The sequence below is a fragment of the Promicromonospora sp. NPDC060204 genome, assembly GCF_042728455.1.
GTDB lineage: Bacteria > Actinomycetota > Actinomycetes > Actinomycetales > Cellulomonadaceae > Promicromonospora.
In genome coordinates, this window is sequence record NZ_JBHWZO010000233.1 from 1 (window position 1) to 10,107 (window position 10,107).

A 10,107-nucleotide genomic window follows, 5' to 3' on the forward strand; every position below is an offset into this window, starting at 1 on the left:
CGACGGACGCGCCGCCCGACGCCGACATGTTCGACGCGCGGCACTGGCCCGAGGCCCCGGTCACGGCCGCCGGTGGCCTGGCCATGCTCGAGGAGGGCTACCGGACGTGGCAGGCGGGCATCGCAGCGCTCGACGACGAGTCGCTGCTGCGCCCGATCGGCCCCAAGGGTGTCGCCTACGCCGAGTTCCCCATGGCGGCGCTGGTGACCCACCTCAGCCGTGAGGCCATGGCGCACGGCGGCGAGATCTGCCTGCTGCGCGACCTGTACCGGCCTCAGTACGCACCGTCCGCGTCGGCCGTGGCGGGATAGGCCCGCTCCGCGAACACGCGCAGCGCGTCCCGGACGAACGTCGCGCCCTCCGTGCCGCCGTAGTTCGCGGCGAACCGGTCGTCCGCCACGTACATGTCGGCCAGGCCCAGCAGGTACCCGCGGTCGGGCAGCGGCTGGGCCGCGCCCGGCGTGCCCGGCACGGACACGAGCCACTCGGCGTGCCGGGCGGCCAGGGCCTGCGCCTCGCCCGAGGCCGGGTCGGTCCCCGCCGCCGCGGCGTCGGCCCAGTCCTTGCTGAGAGCCGCGACCCGCCCCTTCCACTCCTGCTGCTCCTGCGGGCTGAGCCCGCGCCACCACGCGTCGCTCTTCTGGTACGCGTGGCGGCCCCAACGCTCGGTGACCTCCTGCTCGTACTGCGTGTGGTCGAAACCGTCGAACATGTCCTTCGCCATGATGCTCTCCCTGGTGGTGTCCGGGTCCTTCTCGAGATCCGCGACGGTCCGTTCGACCGACGCGATCTGCCGGGCCAGCCGGCCCTGCTCCGCCCGCAGCGACACGAGGTGCGTGCGCAGCGCCTGCGCCTCGTCCCGCTGGGCGTCGAGCACCTCGGCGATGGCGCCGAGGCCGAGCCCGAGATCACGCAGCAGCAGGATCCGCTGCAGCCGCACCAGGGCGGTGCGGTCGTAGCGGCGCGGGCCGGCGTCCGTCGTGCGGACGGCGGGCAGCAGGCCGACGGCGTCGTAGTGCCGCAGCGTCCGGCTCGTGACGCCGGTCAGCCGGGAGATCTCCTGGATGGACCATTGCATGTTCACCACCGTAAAGGTTGACGTGGCGTCAACTTCAAGCCTTCTTTTCTGCCGGCCAAGACCAGCCAACAAACTGAACCTGTGGATAACTCATGTCCACTGGCATCCTCGTCCAGACTCGTCGTCATGACAGCATCGAGCGAGATCATCCCGGGCCACCCCCTGGTCGACGACGCGGCACTCCTCGCCTTCGCACACCTCCTGCACGGCGGCATCCGGCCGCGGCGCCGCACGCTGTGGTTCGCCCTGCTCGACGGCGAGCGCCGCCCGCTGCCGATGCTCGTCCCCGTGGACCTGGTGCCGGAGCTGCCCGACCCGGTCGGGGTGGGCAACCTGGGCCGGGCCTGGCACGAGGTCCTGCGGGCGAGCCGGGCGCGTCGGTGGTGGTCCTGCTGGAACGCCCCGGCCCCGGTGACCCCTCCTTCGAGGACCGGGCCTGGCACGTGGCCCTCCGGTCCGCCGCCGCCGAGCACGGGCTCGCGGTGGCCGCGTTCTTCCTCGCCACGGCGGACGGCGTCGCGGCGCTCGCGCCGGAGGAGGCCCAGGCCCCCGACGACGCCCCGACCGCGGACCGCCCGCCGACCGGACCCGAGCCCCGGATCAGGCCCCGATGGCCTCGAGCCGTTCCCACTCGTCGTCGGTGAACAACCGCGACCGGATGAGGAACCGCACGCCCTCGGGCGCCTCGACGCTGAAGCCGGCGCCGCGGCCGGGCACCACGTCGATCGTCAGGTGGGTGTGCTTCCAGTACTCGAACTGGTTGCGGCTCATCCAGACCGGCACGGTGAACGACCCGGCCTCCGCGGCCGGGATCGCGAGGTCGCCGAGGTGCACGTCCGCGTCCCCGGTGATGAAGTCGCCGTCCGGGTAGCACATGGGCGACGAGCCGTCGCAGCAGCCGCCGGACTGGTGGAACATGAGCTCGCCGTGCTTGTCCCGCAGGCGCACGAGCAGCGCCGCCGCGTCGTCGGTCACGGCGACCCGTGCGGCAGGTGGCCCGGTCGCGGGGGCCGGGCGGACGTCGTCGGACATGGAACCTCCCAGTGCTCGAAGCCGAACCGGACCGCCGGGCGGGAGGCCGGTGACGTACCGGCCCAGACCTCCCGCCCGACGTGGTGCCCCCGCCGGCCTAGAAGAAGCCCAGCTTGTCCGGGGAGTAGCTGACCAGCAGGTTCTTGGTCTGCTGGTAGTGGTCGAGCATCATCTTGTGGTTCTCGCGACCCACGCCCGAGCCCTTGTAGCCGCCGAACGCCGCCGCGGCCGGGTAGGCGTGGTAGTTGTTCGTCCACACGCGGCCCGCCTCGATCGCCCGGCCGGCCCGGTAGGCGGCCGCGCTCGACCGCGTCCACACGCCCGCGCCCAGCCCGTACAGGGTGTCGTTGGCGATCTTGATGGCGTCGTCGTAGTCCGCGAACTCCGTCACCGCCACCACCGGCCCGAAGATCTCCTCCTGGAAGATCCGCATCTCGTTCTTGCCCTCGAAGATCGTGGGCGTCACGTAGTACCCACCCGCGAGGTCGCCCTCCAGCTCGGCCCGGTGCCCGCCGGTGAGCACCTTTGCGCCCTCCGCCTTGCCGATGTCGAAGTAGCTGAGGATCTTCTCGAGCTGGTCGTTGCTGGCCTGTGCCCCGATCATCGTGTCGGTGTCCAGCGGGTTGCCCTGCTTGATCGCCTCGGTGCGCGCCACGGCGTCGGCCAGGAACGAGGTGTAGATGTCGCTCTGGATGAGCGCGCGCGACGGGCACGTGCACACCTCGCCCTGGTTGAGGGCGAACATCGTGAAGCCCTCCAGGGCCTTGTCGTAGAACTCGTCGTGCGCCGCGGCGACGTCGCTGAAGAACAGGTTGGGCGACTTGCCGCCCAGCTCCAGCGTCACCGGGATGATGTTCTGCGACGCGTACTGCATGATCAGGCGGCCCGTCGTGGTCTCGCCCGTGAACGCGATCTTGCGGATCCGGGACGAGCTCGCGAGCGGCTTGCCCGCCTCCGCACCGAACCCGTTGACCACGTTCACGACGCCCGGCGGCAGCAGGTCCGCGATGAGCTCCATCAGGTACAGGATCGACGTCGGCGTCTGCTCCGCCGGCTTGAGCACCACGGCGTTGCCCGCCGCGAGCGCCGGAGCCAGCTTCCAGACCGCCATCAGGATCGGGAAGTTCCACGGGATGATCTGCCCGACCACGCCCAGCGGCTCGTGGAAGTGGTACGCGATGGTGTCGCCGTCGATCTCGCTGATCGACCCCTCCTGGGCCCGGATCGCGCCCGCGAAGTAGCGGAAGTGGTCGATGGCCAGCGGCAGGTCCGCGTTGAGGGTCTCGCGGACGGGCTTGCCGTTCTCCCAGGTCTCGGCGACGGCGAGCTCCTCGAGGTGCTCCTCCATGCGGTCGGCGATCTTGTTCAGGATGATCGCGCGCTCGGTGACCGACGTGCGCCCCCATGCGGGCGCCGCGCCGTGTGCGGCGTCGAGAGCCCGGTCGATGTCGTCGGCGTCGCCGCGGGCGACCTCGGTGAACGTGCGCCCGTTGACCGGGCTGGGGTTCTCGAAGTACTGGCCGTTCGCCGGGGGCACGTACTCGCCCCCGATCCAGTGGTCGTACCGGGGCCGGAAGCTCGCGATGGCACCTTCGGTACCTGGGGCTGCGTACACGGTCATGGTCTGCCTCCTCGCAGGATCTCGCGCCCGCCCCGGGATGCCCGACAGCGGAGCCACGCCCCGGGCGCACCGGTGCGCCCGAGTGCGGCGAGATTAGGCGGCGAAGCGTTGCATCCGCGTTGCAACCCGACCGTGACCTCGTGGGAGCAAGCCCGGCGGACGCCGGCACAGATGGACAGACAAGGACAGATCGTCGGGCCGACCGTGCCCGTGCGACGAGCCGACACCGAGGAGAAGCCCCCATGAACCTCGCACCACGCCGCCCCGCCCCCGCGGTCCCGCTGATGGTCCCGCTCGCCGCGGCGCTGTCCGTGGTGCTGGCGCTCGCGGGCTGCACCGCGCAGGGCGGCGGGTCGGACTCCGGCGCGGAGACGACGACCCAGACAGCCCCCGACACGGCCACCGCCCCCGACGGAGCGCAGGCCCTGGACGGCGCGCAGGCCCCCGAGTCGCGGAGCGACCAGGCGTTCGTGCCGCCCTACCCAGAGCCCTACCCCGAGCCCGGCCCGGTCGACCCCGGGGGCGAGGAGTACGACGACTCCCCCGAGTCGCCGTTCCTGGACGTCGCCTCGAGCCCGCTGTCCACGTTCTCGGCCGACGTCGACACGGCGTCGTACTCGAACCTGCGTCGTCAGGTGAACCAGGGCGTGGCGCCCGAGGGGGTGCGGATCGAGGAGCTGGTCAACTACTTCGACTACGACTACGACGCGCCCGCCGCCGGGGCCGAGCACCCCTTCTCGGTGACCACCGAGGTCGCGCGGGCCCCGTGGAACCCGGAGCACCAGCTCGCGATGGTGGGCGTGCAGGCAACGGAGGCGCTACCGACGTCTGAGGGCAACAACATCGTCTTCCTGCTGGACGTGTCCGGGTCGATGGACGAGCCGAACAAGCTGCCGCTGCTGGCGGAGTCGTTCGCGTTGCTGGTGGAGCAGCTCGACGAGCGCGACCGCGTGTCGATCGTGACGTACGCGGGAGACAACCGGGTGGTCGCGGACTCGCTGCCCGGCTCGGAGCACGGCGTGCTGGTGGACCACCTGCGGTCGCTGCGGGCCGGCGGGTCCACGGGTGGCGCGGCCGGCCTGACGACGGCGTACGAGCTGGCCGAGAAGAACTTTGTCGAGGGCGGCAACAACCGGGTGATCCTGGCGACCGACGGCGACTTCAACGTGGGCCCGTCCTCGCCCGAGGAGCTCACGACGCTGGTCGAGGCGGAGCGGGCGTCCGGGGTGTACGTGTCGGTGCTGGGCTTCGGCATGTACAACCTGAAGGACAGCATGATGGAGTCGATCGCGGACCACGGGAACGGGAACTACGCGTACATCGACACCCTGGCCGAGGCGCGCAAGGTGCTGGTGGACGAGTTCGGCTCGACGATGTGCGTCGTCGCCCAGGACCTGAAGCTGCAGGTCGAGCTGAACCCGGCCGCCGTCGGCTCGTACCGGCTGATCGGGTACGACAACCGGCGGCTGGCGGACGAGGACTTCGGCGACGACACGAAGGACGCCGGCGACGTGGGCGCAGGCCACTCCGTGACGGCGTTCTACGAGCTCGTCCCGGCCGGTACGGACGGCGGTTCGGACGGCGGCCTGAAGTACTCCGACCGGGAGGTCGGCACGAGCGACGACTTCATGACGGTGCACGTGCGGTACAAGTCGCCGGCCGGCGGACCGTCCGCCGCGAGCACCGAGGTGGAGTTCCCGGTCGGCGCCGCCGCGTACACGACGACGCCGTCGGCGGACTTCGAGTTCGCCTCCGCGGTCGCGGAGCTCGGGCTGATCGCCACGGACTCGGAGTACCAGGCGCAGGCGAACCTCGACGGGGCCCGCACCCGGGCGGCGGGCGCGCTGGGCGCCGACCCGTACGGGCTGCGGGCGGAGTTCGTCGACCTGGTCGACGCCTACCGCGCGATGGGGTGAGGGTGGGGTGATCTCGACGCGGAACCGCATCTGTCACCCGGCGCGCTTTCGACCAACCGGATCGAAAGACATACAGAATGCGCTGGAGATAGTTTTACCGCCGACGAACTGTCCGGGAATTTTCGACCGAACGCGTTTCAATGCCGAATTCAAATCCGCACCGGCCGCGCGCCACCCGGGAATGACGCCGGACGCCGATCTTCGCGCTTTCGGTCCCCGAGGTCGTTCTCGAGGCGGACCGTGCGCTCCGGGCGGCCGGCGGTCGGCGGGGTCAGGAACCGTCGTGCGACGTGAGGATCGTGCGGTTGCCGACCGGCTCGCGGGTGTCCAGCGCGCGCTGCGCGCCCTGCGACTGCTGCACCATGTCGACGGCGACGCGCAGGTCCTCCACGGCCCAGTCGAGCGAGGTCTCGATGTGGGTGGCCTGGGCGAGCAGGGTGCGGGCCTGCGTCACCGACGTCGGCGGGGCGTCGGTCAGCCGCTGGGCCCCGGCCTGGCGCGCCTCGGCGAGCGCCTGGGCGAGCACGTCGCGGGTGGCCGGGTCCGCGACCTGGCCCTCCGAGTGCTCGTAGACCCGCTCGGCCGTCTCAAGGACGGCGGCGAGGTCGTGCGACCGGGCCGAGGTGCTGGTGACCTGGGTGTCGATCTGGGCGGTCAGGGTGAGGATGTGTCCGTTCTCCTCGGCGCGGGCGGACATCGACCAGAGCGTGATCGCGACCGCCAGGCAGGTGATGATCGCGGCGCCGAAGGTCCACCGGCGGCGGCCCCGCGCGCCGGCGAGGTCGAGGCCGGCACCGGGTTCGAGCGGCGGCGCGGGGGTGTCGAGCGCGGGCAGGTCAGCGAGCTCGATCGCGGGCAGTGCGGGGCTCGGACTGTCTCCGGCCGGTTCATCGGTTCCAGACATCTGCGATTCCGGTCTAGCTAAAGCGACGGTGTTCAACTCTTCCCCCAAAGAGAGTTCTCATGAAAACTATCTGTCGGACGCGAAGCCCGTTTAACTACCGGCACTATTGACGCTAAGACTACTTTCCGTGGTGCGCGCGGCGAGACCGTAATGCGACTGTGATCTGTGGATAACCATCCTGAGACGGTGGAAAACTTGGGGATCATGGTGGACAACTTGTTGATGAACTTGGTCCGATGCCTACACTGGCGTGGTTCGACGACGACGTCGGGACAGGGTGAGGGGCAGCATGCAGCAGGTGCCACACCGGGACGCGCGCTGGGTTCGCGCGGCATATGAGAGCTTCGTCAGTTCCGCCGGCTCGCTGGAGCCCGACGGGATCGACCCGATCGTCGCGGCGTCGTGGCAACGGAGCCTGCGCAACGGTGTGGACCCCGACCGGCCGAGCGCGGTGACGGTCGCGGCGTCGGACGAGCTGGACGAGTACCGCAGCGCCCATCCCCTGGCCGTCGCGATGCCTCTGGTGCGCGACCTGGTGGGCGGGGCGACGGGTGACGGCCTGGTGGTCGCGGTGTCCGACGACGTCGGCCGCCTCCTGTGGGTCGAGGGCCGCGGGCAGGTGCGCTCCGCCGTGGACGGCGTCGGCTTCGTCGAGGGCGCGCTCTGGCGCGAGGAGTCCGTGGGCACCAACGCGCCGGGCACCGCGCTGGCCACGCGCCGCCCCGTCCAGGTGCTCGGCGCCGAGCACTTCGCGCGTCCCGTCCAGCGGCTGAGCTGCACCGCGGCTCCCGTGCACGACCCGGCGGGCGGCATCCTCGGCGTCCTCGACCTGACCGGGGGCAGCGCTGCCGGGTCGCACGTCGCCCGCGCCCTGGTGCGCGCCACGGTCGCCATGGTCGAGCGCGAGCTCGCGCTGCGGGCCGCGGCCGCGCCCGGGACGGACGCCGGGCACGCGCCCTGGGTGGCCGACGTCGCCCCGGTCGGGGACCCCGGGACGGCGGGCGGCGCCTCCGACCGCGCCCCCGACCTGCGCCTGCTCGGCACCCCGACGTTGCGCGGCCGCCGGCTCTCCCTGCGGCACGCCGAGATCCTGCTGCTGCTCGCCGAGCGGCCGCGCGGCCTCAGCGCCGAGGAGCTCGCCGTGCTGCTGCACCCGGGCGACCTGTCGCCGGTGACCGTCCGGGCGGAGATCTCCCGCCTGCGCCGGGTGGCCGACGGCGTGCTCGACGGCCCGCTGCTCGCCGGGTCCCGCCCCTACCGGCTCGCCCGGATGCTGCGGTCCGACGTCGACACGGTGCGCTCCCGGCTGCGCCGCGGCGACGTGCGCGGCGCCCTGTCCACGTACCCCGAACCGCTGCTGCGGCGCTCGGTCGCGCCCGGCGTGGAGCGGCTGCGCGAGGAGCTGGAGGCCGAGGTCCGGTCGGGGGTGCACGCCTGCGACGACGCGGTCGCCGTCGAGCAGTGGACCGCCCGCGACGAGGGCGTGGACGACCACACGGCCTGGACCCGCCTGGTCCGGCTGGCCGAGCCCGGCGGCCCGCAGGCCGCCCGCGCCCGGGCCCACCTGGGCGTGCTGGAGCGACGGCTGTCCTGATCGGCACCGCCGGGATCATCCGGGGCCCACCTCGTGTTCCTAGACTCGACAGTGCACGGACTCGACAGTGCACGCCCATCGAGGAGGAACCATGCCCGCTCCCATCGACCCGTCGGACAAGATCGCGCAGTACGCCCACCCCGAACGGCTCGTGAGCACGGCGTGGCTGGCCGAGCACCTCAAGGACCCGGGCATCGTCGTGGTCGAGTCAGACGAGGACGTGCTGCTCTACGAGACCGGGCACATCCCCGGCGCGGTCAAGGTCGACTGGCACACCGAGCTGCAGCACCCGCAGATCCGCGACTACCTCGACGGCGCCGCGTTCGCCGCCCTGCTGGGCGCCAAGGGCATCACGCGCGACACGACGATCGTGCTCTACGGCGACAAGAACAACTGGTGGGCCGCGTACACCGCCTGGGTGTTCACGCTGTTCGGGCACCAGGACGTGCGCCTGCTCGACGGCGGCCGTGGGCTGTGGAGCGCCGAGGGCCGCGAGCTCACCACCGACGTCCCCGCGCCGGCCCCGGTCGAGTACCCCGTGGTCGAGCGGGACGACACGACGATCCGCGCCTTCCGCGACGACGTGCTGGCGCACCTCGGCACCGGCCCGCTCGTCGACATCCGCTCCCCGCAGGAGTACACGGGCGAGCGCATCGCCATCCCGGACTACCCCGAGGAGGGCGTGCTGCGCGGCGGCCACATCCCGACGGCCCGTAACGTCCCGTGGGCCACGGCCGTGGCCGAGGACGGCACGTACAAGACGCGCGCGGAGCTCGACGCGATCTACACGGCCGGTCTGGGCCTCGACCCGGACGAGGCCGTGGTCACCTACTGCCGCATCGGCGAGCGCTCCAGCCACACCTGGTTCGCGCTGACGTACCTGCTCGGCTACACGAACGTGCGCAACTACGACGGCTCGTGGACCGAGTGGGGCAACGCCGTGCGCGTCCCGGTCGCGACGGGCTCCGAGCCGGGCACGGTCTGACGGGTCAGGCGCGGCCGAAGGCCTTGCGGAGCTCGTCCTTGGCGCGTTCGAGCACCTCGCGCTGGTCGGCGTCGAGATCCTTGCCCGCGCGGTTGACGTAAAAGGTCAGCATGGACATCGCCGAGCGGTACGGGGAGCTCTTGCGCCGGTCGCTGGCCTCGGCCGACCTCTTGAGGGACCGGGCGATCCGCGCGGGATCGGCCCAGGTGAACACGCCCTCCTCCAGGTCCAGGGCGTCACTGCCCTCGGTGACGCCCTGCGACCAGCGGTCGGGACCGCCGTCCGGCCCCTTGTTCCCTGCCCTGTTGTTCCCGGCCATACGGCCACGCTACGACGCCGTCCCGCAGCTCGCCCGGGCCGCCGCGACGGTGAAAGGATGAACGGATGAGCACCGACGACGTCGAACTGCCCGAGGCTCTCGCCGAGCTGCGGGACGCCTTCCTGGAGACGCCCGAACGGGACCGGCTCCAGCTCCTGCTGGAGGTCTCGCGCGAGCTGCCGCCGCTGCCCGAGAAGTACGCGGACGCGCCCGAACGGCTGGAGCGGGTGCAGGAGTGCCAGTCCCCGGTCTACGCGTTCGCCGAGGTGGACGACGCCGGAGTGGTCACGTTCCACGCCAGCGCACCGGAGGAGGCGCCCACCACGCGCGGGTTCGCGTCGATCCTGGCGCAGGGCCTGACCGGGCTCACGGCGCAGCAGGTGCTCGACGTGCCCGAGGACTACCCGCTGCAGCTCGGCCTGACCAAGGTCGTCAGCCTGCTGCGTCTGAACGGCATGGCGGGCATGCTGACCCGCGCCAAGCGCCAGGTCCGCGAGCAGCTCGCGGCCGCGGAGGTCTGACCTGGTCGGCGCCGGCCACAGCGACGTCGGCAGTTGGCGCGGGCCGCAACCGTGACGTCGGCAGTTGGCACCAGCCGCGGCTGTGAGGTCGGCAGTTGGCATCGAGGTCGGCAGATCACTGTGCCGACCTCGATGCC

The 10,107-nt window shown here is 71.9% G+C and carries 10 protein-coding genes and 1 pseudogene; 6 read left to right on the top strand and 5 right to left on the bottom strand.

Annotated elements, in window-relative coordinates:
- Positions 1–311: pseudogene (locus ACFWEJ_RS22975) on the top strand (DinB family protein); the annotation flags it as partial.
- Here the strand turns inward: ACFWEJ_RS22975 and ACFWEJ_RS22980 are convergent.
- Positions 275–1,078: a MerR family transcriptional regulator gene (locus ACFWEJ_RS22980; RefSeq protein WP_377231502.1), complete on the bottom strand. Its 804-nt coding sequence runs from the start codon at positions 1,076–1,078 to the stop codon at positions 275–277. The pseudogene ACFWEJ_RS22975 and the gene ACFWEJ_RS22980 sit on opposite strands and share 37 nt — an antisense overlap.
- Before the next feature lie 380 nt (positions 1,079–1,458).
- Here ACFWEJ_RS22980 and ACFWEJ_RS22985 point away from each other — a divergent pair, with 380 nt between their 5' ends.
- On the top strand, positions 1,459–1,722 hold the full coding sequence (locus tag ACFWEJ_RS22985) for a hypothetical protein (RefSeq protein ID WP_377231503.1): 264 nt from the start codon (positions 1,459–1,461) through the stop codon (positions 1,720–1,722).
- On the opposite strand, the gene ACFWEJ_RS22990 is transcribed toward ACFWEJ_RS22985, so the two are convergent.
- Both ACFWEJ_RS22990 and ACFWEJ_RS22995 read right to left on the bottom strand, forming a co-directional pair.
- On the bottom strand, positions 1,679–2,110 hold the full coding sequence (locus tag ACFWEJ_RS22990) for a DUF779 domain-containing protein (protein ID WP_377231504.1): 432 nt from the start codon (positions 2,108–2,110) through the stop codon (positions 1,679–1,681). The two genes, ACFWEJ_RS22985 and ACFWEJ_RS22990, sit on opposite strands and share 44 nt — an antisense overlap.
- Before the next feature lie 97 nt (positions 2,111–2,207).
- A complete protein-coding gene (locus ACFWEJ_RS22995) occupies positions 2,208–3,731 on the bottom strand; it encodes an aldehyde dehydrogenase family protein (protein WP_377231505.1) in 1,524 nt (507 codons plus the stop codon).
- Positions 3,732–3,973: 242 nt separating this feature from the next.
- Here ACFWEJ_RS22995 and ACFWEJ_RS23000 point away from each other — a divergent pair, with 242 nt between their 5' ends.
- The gene (locus ACFWEJ_RS23000) at positions 3,974–5,647 is read left to right on the top strand and encodes a von Willebrand factor type A domain-containing protein (protein ID WP_377231506.1); all 1,674 of its coding nucleotides are present in this window, start codon (positions 3,974–3,976) and stop codon (positions 5,645–5,647) included.
- A 271-nt stretch (positions 5,648–5,918) separates the two neighbouring features.
- Here the strand turns inward: ACFWEJ_RS23000 and ACFWEJ_RS23005 are convergent, their stop codons facing one another.
- On the bottom strand, positions 5,919–6,551 hold the full coding sequence (locus ACFWEJ_RS23005; protein WP_377231507.1) for a hypothetical protein: 633 nt from the start codon (positions 6,549–6,551) through the stop codon (positions 5,919–5,921).
- Positions 6,552–6,840: 289 nt separating this feature from the next.
- Between ACFWEJ_RS23005 and ACFWEJ_RS23010 the strand changes: the two genes are divergently transcribed.
- Together ACFWEJ_RS23010 and ACFWEJ_RS23015 are read left to right on the top strand one after the other, a co-directional pair.
- A complete protein-coding gene (locus tag ACFWEJ_RS23010; protein WP_377231508.1) occupies positions 6,841–8,145 on the top strand; it encodes a transcriptional regulator in 1,305 nt (434 codons plus the stop codon).
- Positions 8,146–8,236: 91 nt separating this feature from the next.
- Positions 8,237–9,130 (top strand): sulfurtransferase, encoded by an 894-nt coding sequence (locus ACFWEJ_RS23015; RefSeq protein ID WP_377231509.1) that lies wholly within the window; start codon positions 8,237–8,239, stop codon positions 9,128–9,130.
- 4 nt (positions 9,131–9,134) lie between these two features.
- Here the strand turns inward: ACFWEJ_RS23015 and ACFWEJ_RS23020 are convergent, their stop codons facing one another.
- On the bottom strand, positions 9,135–9,449 hold the full coding sequence (locus ACFWEJ_RS23020; RefSeq protein WP_377231510.1) for a DUF3175 domain-containing protein: 315 nt from the start codon (positions 9,447–9,449) through the stop codon (positions 9,135–9,137).
- Between the two features lie 65 nt (positions 9,450–9,514).
- Between ACFWEJ_RS23020 and ACFWEJ_RS23025 the strand changes: the two genes are divergently transcribed.
- Positions 9,515–9,970, top strand: coding sequence for a SufE family protein (locus tag ACFWEJ_RS23025; protein WP_377231511.1), 456 nt, complete (start codon positions 9,515–9,517; stop codon positions 9,968–9,970).
- Positions 9,971–10,107: the final 137 nt, after the last annotated feature.

Excerpts from the sequence above, each read along its gene's own strand:
- ACFWEJ_RS22995 (WP_377231505.1), bottom strand. The coding sequence starts at position 3,731 with ATGACCGTGTACGCAGCCCCAGGTACCGAAGGTGCCATCGCGAGCTTC.
- ACFWEJ_RS22980 (WP_377231502.1), bottom strand. The coding sequence starts at position 1,078 with ATGCAATGGTCCATCCAGGAGATCTCCCGGCTGACCGGCGTCACGAGC.
- ACFWEJ_RS23020 (WP_377231510.1), bottom strand. The coding sequence starts at position 9,449 with ATGGCCGGGAACAACAGGGCAGGGAACAAGGGGCCGGACGGCGGTCCC.
- ACFWEJ_RS23025 (WP_377231511.1), top strand. The coding sequence starts at position 9,515 with ATGAGCACCGACGACGTCGAACTGCCCGAGGCTCTCGCCGAGCTGCGG.
- ACFWEJ_RS23010 (WP_377231508.1), top strand. The coding sequence starts at position 6,841 with ATGCAGCAGGTGCCACACCGGGACGCGCGCTGGGTTCGCGCGGCATAT.
- ACFWEJ_RS23005 (WP_377231507.1), bottom strand. The coding sequence starts at position 6,551 with ATGTCTGGAACCGATGAACCGGCCGGAGACAGTCCGAGCCCCGCACTG.
- ACFWEJ_RS23000 (WP_377231506.1), top strand. The coding sequence starts at position 3,974 with ATGAACCTCGCACCACGCCGCCCCGCCCCCGCGGTCCCGCTGATGGTC.
- ACFWEJ_RS23015 (WP_377231509.1), top strand. The coding sequence starts at position 8,237 with ATGCCCGCTCCCATCGACCCGTCGGACAAGATCGCGCAGTACGCCCAC.
- ACFWEJ_RS22990 (WP_377231504.1), bottom strand. The coding sequence starts at position 2,110 with ATGTCCGACGACGTCCGCCCGGCCCCCGCGACCGGGCCACCTGCCGCA.